Origin of the sequence: Hwangdonia lutea (assembly GCF_032814565.1) — a bacterium.
In the GTDB taxonomy this organism is placed as follows: Bacteria; Bacteroidota; Bacteroidia; order Flavobacteriales; family Flavobacteriaceae; genus Hwangdonia; species Hwangdonia lutea.
Window position 1 is genome coordinate 1,304,788 of record NZ_CP136521.1, and the last position, 15,596, is coordinate 1,320,383.

The following is a 15,596-nucleotide window of genomic DNA, read 5'->3' on the forward strand; positions in this document are numbered from 1 at the left end:
AAAAAACCGCTACCAACAAAGCGGTTTTTTTAGGTCTTTTATTATTACTTTTGCTAATATCAAATTTTAAAAATATAAATTATGTATAATACGCTTTTAAATTTGCACTCCTATTGGGCTTATCTGGTTTTATTGGTTTTAATTATTGCAGCAGGAAACGCTCTCATTAAAACAATTGGAAGTAAAGAGTACACAGCTATAGATTTTAGAATTTCGCTTTTTACTTTAATTGTATCTCATATTCAATTATTAATTGGATTGATACTCTATTTTGTATCACCAAGATTTGAACTTTGGAGTGAATTGGGAGGTAAGGTGATGAGCAATTCAATAGCACGCTTATTTCTTGTTGAGCATCCTTTTGTAAATATAATAGCAGTTGCTTTAATTACCATAGGCTATTCCAAACATAAAAAGAAACTAACATCGGCTTCTAAATTAAAAACAATAGCAATTTTTTATACCATTGCGCTCGTGTTATTTTTATCAAGAATTCCGTGGAGTACGTGGATGGGCTAAAACACAAAGAACATTCAATATATAATAAAACCTGACAGATTTTAAAACCCTGTCAGGTTTTCTGTTTTATGAAGATTTTTAATCTGCAACCTCTTTGATTACATAAACGTAAACAGGAAAGTGATCGCTAAACCCATCGGTAAACGTACCATTGGAAAAACTTCTTTTTGGATATCCTTTATATTTTCCACGGTTGTTTATCAAATAATTTTTATTGAATATGCCCGCTTTATAAAATCGGAACGATGTAAAATCTTTTTCCAACAAAGGCTTCGTTATCAAAATTTGGTCGAATAAATTCCAGTTATCTCTAAAAGCATTGGTGCCAACACCGTTGGCATAAAACGATTCAAACGGATTATAAATTCCTTTAAAGCCTACTTTTTTTCTATCCTTTTTCGCTTTTAAAACATGCTTTACACTTTTGTTGGTTGGATTGTCATTTAAATCGCCCATAACAAATATTTTGGCATACGGATTTATGGCTTGAACCGAGTCAATTAAATGCTTATTCAATTTAGCAGCTGCCACACGTTTGGGTCTGCTCCGCTCCTCCCCACCTCTTCTTGAAGGCCAATGATTTACAATTACGTGAATGCTTTCGCCATCTAAATTTCCAGTTACTAAAAGTTGATCTCTGGTATACACGCGCTTTTTACTAGCATCGTCATAAATTTTGAGGGTATGACTACTTGTATGCGTGGGCGTAAATATTTTTTTTTGATATAATAAGGCCACATCAATCCCGCGCGTATCTGGCGAGTTATAATGCACAATGCCATAATCTTTTTCAAGTAGCAACGAATCGTTTAGCACATCTTCAAGAACAGCCCTATTTTCAACCTCAGAAACACCAATAATAGCAGGTGTGTTGTTTGTAATATCAGCACCGATATCGGCAATAACCCGGGCCATGTTTTTCACCTTCTTTTTATAAACAGCAGATCGATTGGTTTTAAGCTCCATCATCGGGCTAAATTCATCAAATTTATTCGGGTCATTTATAGTGTCAAATAAATTTTCTAAATTGTAGAAGGCTATCGTGTGGATTTTGAATTTTTTTTCTTGAGCATTTGCAGTTGAAATAAGCCCAAAAAAAAGAATGGTAATACTAAGTTTAATAATATTCATTTTTAATAACAAACTAACGGGTTGCATTGGCTATAATACAAAACCTAAGCCAAAGTTATTCTAAATGAATAAATTTATTTTTAAGTGTTACGAGTTCTAATAATTTGTTTCTAAATAGATATGAAGAAAAGCGTACTGTTTTTTTTATTTGGATTTTTTACAGTCTCCATAACCTACGGGCAACAAACCACTATAAAAGGCAGTGTTTTAGATGCCATTTCTTTTAAGCCCATTTCTAATGTTACCGTTACTATTGAAGCAACTAAACAAACCACACAAACCAATGCTTTAGGCGATTTTGTTTTTACCTTAAATGTGCCTTTGGGCGAACAGGTTTTAAGAATTTCTAAAATAGGATACATAACCAAAAGGTATCCCATAGTTGTTAATGAGAACAAAACGGTAAACATTACGGGCATGACTTTAGAAACCGAAGCCTCCAGAAACCAAGATTTATTCACCATCACACTTACCGACGACGAGCTGAACGACGACACCAGTGGTGCCGATAATATTTCGGGCTTGTTGGCCTCGTCATTAGATGTGTTTCAGCGTACCGCGGCATTCGAGTTTAGCGCATCGTTTTTTAGATTGAGAGGTTTAGATTCTAACCACAGCTCCGTTTTAATCAATGGCATTGAAATGAACAAAACTTATAACGGACGACCACAGTGGAGCAATTGGGGCGGTATAAATGATGTGTTGAGAAACCAAGAATTAGCGGCAGGATTAACGCCATCAAACTATACTTTTGGCGGCGTTTTGGGTAGTACCAATATAAACACGAGAGCCTCCGAAGCACGGTCTGGTGGCCGCATAACCTACTCGTCATCAAACCGAAGTTACACCAATCGGTTTATGGCAACTTATGCTTCGGGCTTATTAAAAAATAATTGGGCTTACACCATTTCGGTGGGGCGACGTTGGGGAAACGAGGGTTATCAAGAAGCGACGCATTATAGTTCAAATTCATTTTTCACTTCCGTGGAAAAAAAAATAAATAATACCCACAGTTTAAATCTAACAGCCATTTACACGCCGAATCGCCGCGGGAAATCGTCACCAAACACACAAGAGATTTACGATTTAAAAGGCATAAAATATAACGAGTATTGGGGTTGGCAAAACGGCGAAAAACGCAACAGTAGAATTAAAGAAGTTAACGAACCTATAATCTTGTTGAACCACTATTGGAACATCAATAGTAAAACTAACTTAAACACAAATTTAGGATATCAATTTGGAAAATTAAGCAATAGCCGATTGGATTATAATGGCACCGATTTGGTTAATGGCTTTCCTCAGGGTGGCGGCGCAAACCCAAGTCCGGCCTATTACCAAAAGCTACCAAGTTATTTTGAAAGAAACTTTCCTAACGATTTGCAGTTTGCTTACTTAGCCTTAAATAAATTTTTGGATGACGGGCAAATAGATTGGACTGCCATGTACAACGCTAATATTAATAATGCACAACAAGGCGACAATGCCATTTATGCTTTGTATGAAGACCGCGTTGATGATTCGCAATTCACCCTAAATTCTATTTTAAACACTCAATTAAACGACCGTACTACGCTAAATGCCGCTATAAATTACAAGGCTTTAAAATCTGAAAATTTTGCACAGGTTTTAGACCTTTTAGGCGCATCAACCTATTTGGATATTGATGGTTTTGCCACAACTATTGATGAAGCTCAAAACGATTTATTAAACCCCAATAAAGTAGTTGGCGAAGGCGATATTTTTAAATACCATTACAATATACTTGCCAGCGAATTGAGTGCTTATGCGCAGGCACAATTCAATTTTAAAAAAACAGATTTTTATATCTCCGCAAGCTTAAAAAACACCCAATACCAAAGAGACGGCAAGTATCAAAATGGTGGATTTCCAGATAACTCTTTGGGCAAAGGCGACAAGTTAAGCTTTACAGGTTTTGGAGCCAAAGGAGGCTTTACCTATAAACTTACAGGTAAACATGTATTTGATGCCAATATGGGTTATATTTCCAGAGCGCCTTCCATACAAAACACATTTTCAAATTCAAGGGAGAATCATAATATCGTACCCAACATTTCCGAAGAAAACATACTAAGTATCGATGGCAGTTATATTTTCCGGTCGTCAATTATTAAAGCCAAACTAACGGGTTATTTCACTAAAATAACCGATGCCAGCGAAATATCGTTCTATTTTGCCGATGGCGTTGGAGGCGACAACACAGCCTTTGTTCAAGAGATTTTACAAGGCATAGACAAAAAACATTTAGGCCTTGAAGTGGGCATTGAAGCCCAAGTAACCCCAACCATAAAACTGAAAGGTGTGGCATCGGTTGGGCAGTTTACTTATGCTAATAACCCAAATTTATTTTTATCGACAGAGCCCGACGACGAATCTGTTGCCGCTGGTTTTGTAAATGGTTTTAAAGATTTTGGGCAGTCCAATTTAAAAAATTACAAACTGGCTTCGGGACCACAAAATGCGTTTTCGGTAGGATTTGATTATCGCGACCCCGATTTTTGGTGGTTTGGTGCTACGGCAAATTTTTTCGCCAATACCTATGTTGATGTCAATCCGCTAACACGCTCCTCGAATTTTACAACAGATTTTGATGGCAATGTGTTTAATGATTACGACGAAGAATTAGCGCGAACCTTATTAAAACAAGAACGTTTTGATGATTATATGGTGGTGAATTTAGTGGGCGGAAAATCGTGGAAGCTCGGTAAATACTATGTTGGGCTTTTCGCAAGTGTTAATAATCTTTTAGATGAAGTTTATAAAACCGGTGGTTTTGAGCAAGGTAGAAACGCTAATTACAGAGAATTAAGATATGACAAAGCGTTGGACAAACCTGTTTTCGGATCGAAATACTGGTACGGCCGTGGCACTACTTATTTCTTGAATCTGAATGTTAGATTTTAATGAAAAAGAATTCCTCGAGGTTTTGCCCCTGGGTTTTCCATTGAAAATGTCATTTCCGCAAAGGCGGGAAACTAAAAATATAAATTATGAAAACTAAAATTCAAAAAACAAAAGCGCTATTATTTGTTATGGCATTGAGCATTGTTTTTGTGTCTTGTGTAAAAGACGACGATTACAGTATGCCCGATGTTTCGGTAACCGAACCCAACATTCCTCAAGATAAAATAACCACCTTTAAAGCTATTAAATCACTTTACGAGCAAGCAGAAAACGATGGAAATTCAACCGTTGTAATCAATGATGATAACGATTTGTACATTGAAGGTTATGTGGTTTCTTCGGATAAATCAGGCAACTTTTTTGAAGAACTCATCATTCAAAACAAAACAGATGATAGCAGTCCGGATAACGATCCGAGGTTGGGTTTTAAAATTGATATCAATGTGAGCAATTTATCTGACACCTATCAATTCGGGCAAAAAGTTTACGTAAAACTCACGGGCTTAACTGTTGGAGAAAGCAATGGCGTTTTAACCATTGGAAAAGGCGATGCTGTAAGCGTTAAACAAATACAAGCAGCCGAGTATAAAAACATTGTAATAAGAAGTAACGAGATTGCAAGCATAACCCCTAAAGTAGCCAACCTATCAGATTTGAATGAGTGGGATAAAAACACCTTAATTCAATTAAATAATATGCAGTTAAACCGATTTGAAATGGGTGCCACTTATGCGAGCGAATCTTTCGATGAGTTTGACGGTCATCGCTTATTGGAAAGTTGCGATTCTGGTATTTCAATGATTTTGCAAACCAGCACGTTTGCCGATTTTAAATCCTTAATCGTTCCGCAGGGAAAAGGTTCCGTTACCGGAATTTTTAGTAGGGATTTTGGCGACGATTTTAATGTGTTAATCATCAATAGCACCCGAGATATAAATTTGGATAATGATGACCGATGCGACCCTATGGAATTGGATTGCGGATTAGCCTCAACCGTTGGCTCAGGAAATTTATTTATGGAAGATTTTGAATCTCAAAAAAACAATAAACCCATTGAAATTGACGGTTGGACCAATTATATTGAAGAAGGCACAGTAGCTTGGGAAGGCTACTCGTCAACCTCGTCCAACGCTTCCTTGGGGCGCTCTGCAAGATTTCAACCTGCCAGTTCTGGAGACCCAAGTAGCATTGGTTGGTTAATTACACCCGCTATAGATTTAGATGCACATGAGGGCGTTACACTGCGTTTTAAAACATCAAACAGTTTGGCCGATAGTAGTTTTATGGAAGTGTTATATTCACTGGATTGGGATGGTAATGAAGCTAATATTACCTCGGCAACTTGGGGTGTGTTATCTGCCGCATATGTGGTAAAGGATACCGACTCGTTTGTGCCCTGGTTTAATTCTGGTACCGTCGATTTATCCTGTGCAACGGGCATTATGCACATCGCCTTTAAATATTTGGGCAGCGGACAAGATACTTTTGATGGTGTTTACGAATTGGATGATATAAGTGTGGATTATGTAGAATGATTAAAATAGTATAAAGTCATTTAGAAAACATTAATTTCGCCAAATGACAGTTTTCGATCAATTTTACTATTCTATCTTTTCGTTTTATAAAAAACGATACAAACAAAAGGCAAATACCCTAGCCTTAATGTATGTATCGGTACTTCAAATAAGTTTAGTGTTTCTTTTAGGCTGTTTTTTTGCCGCTTTTTTTAATCAATTGCATGCCGATACGATGTCGAGTACAAGTGCCTGGACATTATTTATTATAGGGTCTATTGGTATTCATTTTAAGAACTGGATACAATACACGGGTAAAAGACGTATGATGATAAACGCAAAAATGATTAAAAAGAAAAAACCACAAACCAATATTTGGCTGCTTTGGGTTTTACCGTTTGTTGTTTTAGGATTGGCTTATGTTGTGTTTCAGGCTGTTTAGTTGCCATCTCAATTAAACTTTAGAATTTTTATCTACAACAACAGTTTTAGTTAGTTTATCATACAAGTTTTGATTTTTTTCATCCCATAAAATCCATATAATAGGTATAATAAAGAAGCTAAAAACACCCTTTAAGAGCTCTCGAATAGCTCCACCTGATGCTTTATTAAAATCCTTTCCTGTTTCACTAGATATTACTTTTAAACCAAAAATGCGATGTCCTAAATTACCAGTAAATATCGGATAAAAAATAGCTCCTACAATTAAACCAAAAATTGCAGCAAATTGAATACCAATAGGGTTGCTATCTATATTATGGAATTCTTCTAATGAAGATAAAGTATAAAGTGTATATGGAATAAAAATAATAACGCTAAATATTAAAGTTTCTATAAGATTAGCTAAAAAACGAGTTCCTTTTGTTGCCAATGTGTATCCATATATTAAGTTATTGGCTGTATAGTTAGTCTCGTTTTTAATATTCAATAAGTCTTCAACGTTAATATCTAATACTTCACAAATTAAAATTAACGTTTTTCCACGTGGTTCGTTTTCATCATTTTCAATTCGTTGTATTGTTCTTAAATTTACTTTAGACAACTCCGCTAGTTCTTCTTGTGTAAGACCTTTTGCTTTTCTACGTTCACTAATTTTATTTCCTATTATGCTCATGTTATTTTTAATTTAATTCACTTCAAAGTTATACATGAATGTATTTTTTGATAGCGGTTTATTTACGACATTCTTACGACATTTACCCGCAAATTCATATTGTCGTGTTTGAATTACTGGGTGTAAACTATCACTTCTTAAAAACAGCATACACCGGAAAGTGGTCGCTATAACCACCTTGATACCGTTTGCCAATATAGGTTCTAAAAGGCGAGCCTTTAAACTTGCCATTAAAAAGCTTTAAAAAATCTTCATCAAAAATATTGGCGGTGTAATATTCGAAAAGTTTATCGGAGGTTTTAAAAAAATTGGTCGATATTAAAACTTGGTCAAATAAGTTCCATTGCCTACCATGGTAAGAGCTTCCTCGGCTGTACGAGCGCAATGTTTCCATAGGGTTAAACAAATTAAAATTGTTTACCAATTGCTTTATGCTTTGGCTATGCGGATCGTCATTAAAATCGCCAATAACAATAATTTTCGCATCTTCATTTTCTAATCGCAACGCCGTAATGATGTCGCCCACTTTAGCCGAAGACGCCATGCGCTTAAATTCGGTTTCTTTTTCGCCCTCGCGTCTGGACGACCAATGGTTCACGATAACATGTACAAGCTCGCCATCGAGCAAACCAGACACCAACAATATATCTCTAGTATAATCAGGAAAACCATTGGCGTTGGTTAATTGTATTGTAAACGGCTCAGAATGGGTCACTTTAAAAGCTGTGGCATCGTAAAGTAAAGCCACATCTATCCCGCGTTCATCCAAAGAATTGTAATGCACGTACTTATAATTGCAGTTTTCTAAATGTTTCGAAGCTATTAAATCTTCAATAACCTTAGCATTTTCAACTTCGCATAATCCCACAATAGCGGGTTGCTTTCCCGTTTCCCTGCGCCCAATATTCGAAATGGCAAACCCTAGTTTTCTAAGCTTGTTTTTGTAGCGTTTTGGTGTCCATTTTTTAACCGATGTTGGTAAAAAATCGTTATCATTGGTATGCTTATCTTCCTTTAAATCGAATAAATTTTCAAGATTATAGAATGCAACGGTTTGCATTTCGTCTCTAATCGGAAGGTCTTCAAAAGTGTCTAACATACATCAAAAATAGAAAAAATAAAATGCTTGTAATTACGTAACTTTGCAATATGATAGAAGAGAAAGACCTTAACTTAGAACGTGCCGTTTTAATTGGCATCGTTACTAAAGATCAAGATGAAGAAAAATCTAAAGAATATTTAGACGAACTTGAGTTTTTAACCTTTACCGCTGGTGGCGATGTAATAAAACGCTTCACCCAAAAATTGGATATGCCAAATCCAAAGACTTTTATTGGTAGTGGTAAAATGGAAAAAGTGCGTGAATTTATTGAAGAAAATGATATTGGTACGGCTATTTTTGATGATGAATTATCGGCAACACAAGAACGAAACATTAGTAAAATATTAAATGTAAAGGTATTGGACCGAACCAATTTAATACTGGATATTTTTGCACAGCGCGCCAAAACCAGTTATGCCAGAACCCAAGTAGAATTGGCCCAATGCGAATATTTACTACCGCGTTTAAGAGGTATGTGGACGCACCTTGAGCGTCAAAAAGGAGGTATTGGTATGCGCGGACCTGGTGAAACCGAAATAGAAACCGACAGACGTATAGTGCGCGATAAAATTGCCTTACTTAAAGCACGCATAAAAACCATCGATAAACAAATGGCGGTACAGCGTGGTAACCGGGGAAAAATGGTGAGAGTGGCGTTAGTGGGTTACACCAATGTTGGTAAATCCACACTTATGAACGTGATAAGCAAAAGCGACGTATTTGCCGAAAACAAACTGTTTGCAACGCTAGATACCACGGTTAGAAAAGTGGTGATTCAAAATCTACCTTTTTTATTAACCGATACAGTTGGGTTTATCAGAAAGTTGCCAACACAACTGGTTGATAGTTTTAAAAGTACTTTGGATGAAGTTAGGGAAGCCGATTTATTATTACACGTAGTAGATATCTCGCATCCTAATTTTGAAGAACACATTGAATCGGTAAATAAAATTTTAGGCGAAATAGATAGCAGCGATAAACCCATTATTAAGGTATTTAATAAAATTGATGCTTATAAACCTGAGCCTTTTGATCCTACTGATTTGGAAACCGAGCGCAGCTCTGAGCACTACTCGTTGGAAGAATGGAAAAAAACCTGGATGAACAAATTGGGCGACAATGCCCTATTTATTTCGGCATTAAACAAAGAAAATTTAGAAGACTTTAAAAAACGCGTTTACGATGAAGTTCGCGATATTCACGTAACACGGTTTCCTTACAATCATTTTCTGTATCCTGATTATGACGATTTAGAGCAATAACACGACTGTTTTAAAATGAATCGGATAAAATTAGCATTAAAAAACAAATGGGTAAGGTGGTTTTTAGTTGCGGTAGTTGGTGTTATTCTTTTTTTTACCAGCATTTACATTAGTGTTTTTTTAGGTGCTTTCGGAAAGCTTCCCACAGAAAAAGAGCTAAGTTCCATCAAACAAGCTGAAGCTACACAAGTGCTGGACAATGCGGGAAAATTAATAGGCAAATACTACATTTACGATAGGCAGCCTTTAGATTTTGAAGACTTTCCCCAACATCTAATTGATGCGCTTATTGCAACTGAGGATGTACGGTTTTATGAACACGATGGTATTGACAATGTGAGTTTAATGCGGGTGTTTGTTAAAAACATCATCTTTCAAGATAAGTCTGCTGGCGGTGGCAGTACCATTACGTTGCAATTGGCAAAAAATCTTTTTGGACGAAAAAACTACATCGCGTTTAGCATGCTAATCAATAAATTTAAAGAATCAATAATTGCTACGCGTATTGAAGCGATTTATTCTAAACAAGATATTCTCACACTTTACCTTAATACGGTACCTTTCCCCGATAACACTTATGGTATTGAAAGCGCTGCACGAAAGTTTTTTAATAAACCAGCCTCAAAATTAACTTACTCTGAAGCTGCCACTTTGGTTGGTACTTTGAAAGCAACCACCTATTTTAATCCACGGCTTCATTTAGAGCGCAGTCAATCACGACGCGATGTTGTGTTTCAGCAAATGCTTAAATATGAATACATCTCGCAAGACTCTTTAGAGGCTTTTACCAATCAAAATATTGTTTTAAATTATCGGTCTTTTAATCACGATGTAGGGTTAGCACCTTATTTTCGTGCCCAAGTAAAAAAAGAGTTAACTGCTATTTTAGATACGCTAAAAAAACCAGATGGCAGTGCTTATGATTTATATAAAGATGGCTTAAAAGTACACACAACATTAGATTCTACCATGCAATCTTTTGCTGAAAAAGCCATGCGCGAACATCTTACGGATTTGCAAAGTGTGCACGAAAAATCTTTTGGAAAAACAGCACCGTGGAACTCCAATAAAGCCATTATTCAAGCTGCCATTAAAAACTTGCCTAAATATAAGTCCTTACAAAAAGCGGGGTTAACAGAGGCTCAAATTCTAGATTCGCTTTCCGTAAAACGAAAAACAGAATTGTTTAATTGGGTGGGCGATACCATTCAAAATATATCGGCTATAGATAGTTTAAAGCATTATTTAAAATTTTTAAACACAGGAATGCTTTCTATTGCCCCAAAAACCGGTGCTATAAAAGCCTATGTTGGTGGTATTGATTATAGGTTTTTTAAATACGACCATGTGTCGCAAAGCGAACGTCAGGTTGGTTCTACCTTTAAACCTTTTGTTTACACTGCCGCCATTGAAAATGGCATGAAACCATGTACCTATTTTTCGTTACAAGAAGTCACTTACACTAATTTTGATGATTGGACACCAACCAACTCTGGTGTAAAAGAAGAAGATCCGCACCTCAATTATAATTTAGAAATGGCTTTGAGCAATTCCGTTAACACCATCGCTGTAAAAGTGTTAAATGAAGTTGGTATTGATAAAGTTGTACAGCAAATAGAAAAATTAGGCATTAGTAAAGCACTTCCTAAAGAACCTTCGCTGGCTTTGGGCGTAGCGGAAATAAACCTAAAAGCACTTACAGGAGCTTATGCGAGTTATGTAAACAACAGCAAAGGCGTTAAACCTTATGCGATAACTAAAATTGAAGATAAAGCAGGCCATGTTATTGCTGAATTTAAACCCGAAATTTTAGAAGAACCAGCTTATAGCAATTATACAAGGCAGGTGATGCTACAAATAATGAAATCTACGGTTAATAGCGGAACAGCCTCTAGATTACGATCAACCTATAATTTAAAAAATAATATGGCCGGAAAAACAGGTACCACACAAAACAATAAAGATGGCTGGTTTGTCGGTATTACTCCTAATTTAGTAACCGTTACTTGGGTTGGGAACGATAACCATAGCATTGGATTCAAATCTACAAGCCTTGGGCAAGGTGCAAATTCCGCATTACCTATTTTTGCTAAATTTTATCAGAAATTAAATGCCGATACGCATTTTAATAATATCACGAAAAGCAATTTTGAAACACCTTCACAAGAGGTTATTGGTGATTTAGACTGTAATCCGGAAAAACGAGATGGGTTTTTTAAAAGGCTTTTTGGAAGAAAACATAAAAAGAAGAAGTTTAAAGGTGATGAATAAAAATCGAACCCAACGCCAATCATTTTTTATATCCGAATTACAATTATGAAGAAATGGAATGATTGCTATTTATCTAAATTTCATATTCCAAGATAAACCCACATCAAAAATCCACAAATACGAACCTGGGTTAAAACTCATCTCTTGATGCACAATACCACTCCTTATGCCCCAAGCATTTTTATTGTTCTTCGATGTGAAAAAGTAGCCTAAATTTAATTTTTGGGATTTTAGGTTTATGATATCGTTTTCATTGCCTTCAAATTCAAATCTGTAAATTTCGGGAGAAAAACCCATGCCCGCATCAACGCTAAAATAGTTATCGGAATTACTTCTATACTTTCTGTAATTAAGCGTTCCGGACATGCTCGCACCAGAATCGCCAGGGGTAATGTAAGTTCTAAACGACCAATAATCATTGCCTGTGTACCAACCTACAGAACCCGTATAAATGGTTGTAGTTTCCGCGTATTTTAAAGCTCTCAATCCAAGCGATGCCTCAAAACTTTTTGGTAAGGATTTGTATAGTTCGAATCCGTAGCGAATATCCGGAAACAGTGATGAACCGGATACACCAACATTTAAATAAGCGTATAAACCTTTGGTTATTTTTGGGTATAAATCAACTTCAAATTGTACACCGTTTGACGCAAATCTTCTGTTAAAATTAACTTTACCATGAATACTACCGTATTTGGTTTGTCTTGAATAATTAAACAGATAATACTGCATGGGGTCGAATACTTCTGAATATATTTCAACCGACGAGCGTAACCCTATTGTGTTTAAACTTAATTTATCCATTAAACTGGTTTTAAAAGATTGAGCTTTTTCATGGTTTGGATGTGCTTTTAACAATGCCTCAATGGTTTGCAATGCTTCGTTTTGCTCGTTGGTGTCCTCTTGGGCACTCGCTTTTAAGTATAATAATTCTGGGTTGTTAGGAAAATGGGTTAAGGCCTCGTTCGCCATTTTTAAGGCACTAAAAGGCGACTCGCTGTACAGCTCATTTTTAATGGCCGCTTCCCATGTGCCTAATCGATTAGAGTCTTTTTTTAGAACATATTCAAAAGCTTCTTTGGCTTTTTTATATTTTCCATCCCAAGAATATGTGCTTCCTAAAAAGTCTCTGATATCGTGATAATCTGGATACTTTGTTAAAATCAACAACAAGGTGTCCTGTGCTTGCTTTCGTGCATTGTTAAATGCTAGTTCCCGAGCTACTTCAAAAGCTCTGTCGGGGTCACCCTTAAAAACATTTTGCTGGCTAAATGCGCCAAAACTGATAAGAAATATTACTATATAATAGAGTTTTTTCATGATTTGAAACGGCCTTTACTGTAAGGTTTTTTTAAACGTTAAATAATCGGTGTTCTTTGGGTGTTTATTAATAATACTATCCATTAGTTTAATGGCTTGGTTGGTATTTTGGTTTCTTAAATACGCTTGAGCCATTTTAAAACTAAGATCGGGTTCTTTTATTTTATTTTTTATGGCTTTTTTAAATATCGCTTCAGATTTGTGCTCTTGATTTGACCACCAATACATATCTAAAAGTGCTAAATAGCTATCGTAATAAAAAGGAGATCGTTTAACAACATTCAATAATTCGGCTTCGGCTTTTTCGTAATATCCATCCCAAGCTAAAGTTCTGCCTTTTAATGTGCGGGCATCAGCATGATTAGGGAGCTCGTTTAAAATATAATCGCATAACAATCGTGCCTTTTTACGTTCTTTATTAAAAGCTTTTTCTCTGGCTATTTCAAATGTTTCATCTAAAGATAATTTATTCGCCATAGCTTTTATTGAAGCCAATTGCGCTTCAGAAAAATCGATGCGGGATTTCATGTATATATTTAGTGAATCGGGAAAAATCTTATTGTGCTGAGTTACATAAGCATTCATTTTTTTAAATGACAATAATGAATCTGACAGCTGATTTCGGAGTAATGCATCGTCGATTTTAGACGTATTAAAGTTCTCTTTTATTTTGTACAATTCACCATCGGAATACAGATAATCTTTATACATATAATCGTTAATGCTTCCTTTGTAACGCATTAACGGTATTTTATGAATGTTTCTAAATTGCCTTGCCGTATCCAAGCCTTCGCCCATCCAAGCGGTTTCTTCTAAATTATTAAAGTTGTAATTTTTTGCTAAAAAGGATAGTATACTTGGTGCAACATCCCAGTGTGAAGACACGGATTTAAACCTTTCGGCTTTCTTTAAAAGGGGACTGTAAATGTACAAAGGCACATGATAGCGGCACAGTTTGTCTTTTTGCGAAATTGGAATCAGTCTGTGGTCGCCGGTAATAATAAAAATAGTATTGTTGTAATCTTTTCGTTTTGCATAGGCCGTCATAAAATCTTTGATAGACGCATCGGTGTAGTTTAAAGTCGCGTAAATATCTTTATGTTTTAAAACCTCTTCTTTTGATATTTTAAGGTTTTTATTAGCGTTTAAAATACTGTCAACCTTTAGCTCGTAAAGCTCTTTATTTGGGAACTTAAAAGGCTCGTGATTAGAAAGCGTCATGATTATATCTAATCGTGGTTGCTTTTTATCATCCAAAGAAGCCAAGGTTTTCTTGAATATTTCGGCATCTGGATAGCCCCATGAAAAGCCACCCGAATTAGCTTCGGTTTTTATGTATTCTTGCTCGTATTTACTCTCGTCAACAATGTTATCAATCTCGTTATATTCAAGAAAATTAATTTTTTTATCAAAACCAGACCGATCCCCAGAGAAATAAGAAGTCGTATATCCATTCGCCTTTAAAATACTAATTAACGAAATATGTGATGGCGTTTGGGGCACTTCCATAAAACCTGTTTCTCCAAAAGGCAACGACCCTAACAACGAAGGGAGAACACCAAAAGTTCTACCTGTGGTGCTTACAAAATGATCCCAGTACAAAGATTTTGAAATTAATCCGTCTAAATATGGCGTAAAGCCGCCGTAGGTTCTGTTGCCAACAAACTCGGTGCCCAAACCTTCTACAATTAAAACCACAATATTGGGTTTCTCCTCCTTCAAGTTGAAAAATGGTGACAACACATCTTTAGACGTGTGAAAGGGTTTTAATAAAGGATAATCGTTCCGGTTAAAAGCCGTGGTGCTGAGATTGATTTTATCTTTTTGATATTTAATGATATCGGCAGTTAAATACGCTATTTTATTTCGATTTTTTTTATTGGAAGTATTACTGTAAGATACTAACATGGCACTGCCAAAAAGCACGATAAGTATTATGCCTCCGCCGGTTAACTTTCGTTTACTGACATGTTTTTCGATTAATTTGAATAACAAAATCAGCAATATGGGAAATAAAACATACGGTATAAAATAGGTAATAGAAAAAGACTCTGAGGCTGAAACGGTATTAAAAATATCATCAAAAGAATAGCCTAAAAGATCGGCGCCTAAATTTAAAAGTGTAGTAAGGCTGTATTTTACAAGCGAAAATTGTACAATTATTATGAATACAAACAGGGCTTTAATAATTTTAAGCGCATATTTTTTTGACAAATAATGAAGTAATAGATATACCGGAAATAATAAGATGCCAACAATTAAAGCAGCCCAAAAATCATTAATAAACTTAAAAAAAATAGTGTTAAGTAATGTGTCGTGGGAAGTGGTTTTTAAAGACAAGGCTTCAAAAAGACTGATAAACCAGAACACTCCAATTAAAGCTAAGGTTGCACATGCGTACCTATAAACATCCTTATTTTTAAAGTTAAATTTCATAT

At 35.7% G+C, this 15,596-nt stretch carries 11 protein-coding genes; 6 read left to right on the forward strand and 5 right to left on the reverse strand.

The annotated features are described in order from the left end of the window. Window positions 1-81: 81 nt before the first annotated feature. Window positions 82-519: a hypothetical protein gene (locus tag RNZ46_RS05605; RefSeq protein WP_316984397.1), complete on the forward strand. Its 438-nt coding sequence runs from the start codon at window positions 82-84 to the stop codon at window positions 517-519. 78 nt (window positions 520-597) lie between these two features. Here the strand turns inward: RNZ46_RS05605 and RNZ46_RS05610 are convergent, their stop codons facing one another. After that, window positions 598-1,650 carry an endonuclease/exonuclease/phosphatase family protein gene (locus RNZ46_RS05610; RefSeq protein ID WP_316984398.1) on the reverse strand — a complete coding sequence of 351 codons (1,053 nt, stop codon included), beginning with the start codon at window positions 1,648-1,650 and terminating at the stop codon, window positions 598-600. Between the two features lie 120 nt (window positions 1,651-1,770). Between RNZ46_RS05610 and RNZ46_RS05615 the strand changes: the two genes are divergently transcribed. From RNZ46_RS05615 to RNZ46_RS05625, 3 genes are all read left to right on the forward strand, one after another. Then, window positions 1,771-4,575 carry a carboxypeptidase regulatory-like domain-containing protein gene (locus tag RNZ46_RS05615; protein ID WP_316984399.1) on the forward strand — a complete coding sequence of 935 codons (2,805 nt, stop codon included), beginning with the start codon at window positions 1,771-1,773 and terminating at the stop codon, window positions 4,573-4,575. A gap of 86 nt (window positions 4,576-4,661) precedes the next feature. Next, window positions 4,662-6,110, forward strand: coding sequence for a DUF5689 domain-containing protein (locus RNZ46_RS05620; protein WP_316984400.1), 1,449 nt, complete (start codon window positions 4,662-4,664; stop codon window positions 6,108-6,110). 43 nt (window positions 6,111-6,153) lie between these two features. Next, window positions 6,154-6,531: a hypothetical protein gene (locus RNZ46_RS05625; protein ID WP_316984401.1), complete on the forward strand. Its 378-nt coding sequence runs from the start codon at window positions 6,154-6,156 to the stop codon at window positions 6,529-6,531. Window positions 6,532-6,543: 12 nt separating this feature from the next. Here the strand turns inward: RNZ46_RS05625 and RNZ46_RS05630 are convergent, their stop codons facing one another. Continuing rightward, a complete protein-coding gene (locus tag RNZ46_RS05630) occupies window positions 6,544-7,203 on the reverse strand; it encodes a helix-turn-helix domain-containing protein (protein WP_316984402.1) in 660 nt (219 codons plus the stop codon). 130 nt (window positions 7,204-7,333) lie between these two features. Next, entirely contained in the window at window positions 7,334-8,302 is a 969-nt protein-coding gene (locus RNZ46_RS05635) for an endonuclease/exonuclease/phosphatase family protein (RefSeq protein ID WP_316984403.1), read from the reverse strand. A 50-nt stretch (window positions 8,303-8,352) separates the two neighbouring features. On the opposite strand from RNZ46_RS05635, the gene hflX reads away from it, so the two are divergent. Further along, entirely contained in the window at window positions 8,353-9,567 is a 1,215-nt protein-coding gene (gene hflX / locus RNZ46_RS05640; protein WP_316984404.1) for a GTPase HflX, read from the forward strand. Between the two features lie 15 nt (window positions 9,568-9,582). Next, the gene (locus tag RNZ46_RS05645) at window positions 9,583-11,838 is read left to right on the forward strand and encodes a penicillin-binding protein 1A (protein WP_316984405.1); all 2,256 of its coding nucleotides are present in this window, start codon (window positions 9,583-9,585) and stop codon (window positions 11,836-11,838) included. Between the two features lie 69 nt (window positions 11,839-11,907). Here RNZ46_RS05645 and RNZ46_RS05650 read toward each other — a convergent pair whose 3' ends face one another. Beyond that, complete coding sequence (locus tag RNZ46_RS05650) at window positions 11,908-13,158, reverse strand: YaiO family outer membrane beta-barrel protein (protein WP_316984406.1); 1,251 nt, start codon at window positions 13,156-13,158, stop codon at window positions 11,908-11,910. A 15-nt stretch (window positions 13,159-13,173) separates the two neighbouring features. Then, window positions 13,174-15,594, reverse strand: a complete 2,421-nt coding sequence (locus RNZ46_RS05655) for a sulfatase-like hydrolase/transferase (protein WP_316984407.1) — start codon at window positions 15,592-15,594, stop codon at window positions 13,174-13,176. Between the last annotated feature and the right edge of the window lie 2 nt (window positions 15,595-15,596).